The 221-nt window shown below is 76.5% G+C and carries 1 protein-coding gene; it reads left to right on the forward strand.

What is annotated here, in order from left to right:
• Nucleotides 1-221 (forward strand): transposase (locus tag AOQ53_RS37865; RefSeq protein WP_148640440.1); only part of this gene is annotated, 221 nt, incomplete at both ends.

Consider the following 221-nt stretch of genomic DNA (forward strand, 5'->3'; position numbering starts at 1 on the left):
CTGGGCCGGATGCGCTCGGACCGTGTCCTGCGCCGGGCGGCCCCGCCCCGCGAGCCGGGCACCCGGGGTCGTCCGCCCCGCCACGGCGGCGAGTTCGTCTTCGGCGATCCGGCCGCCTGGAACACTCCCGATGCCGCGACGGTGACCGAGACCCGTTTGTATGGCACCGCCACGGCCCGGGCCTGGGACCGGCTCCACCCCAGGCTGACTCACCGCTCTGC

Source organism: Streptomyces azureus (assembly GCF_001270025.1).
Classification (GTDB): Bacteria; Actinomycetota; Actinomycetes; order Streptomycetales; family Streptomycetaceae; genus Streptomyces; species Streptomyces azureus.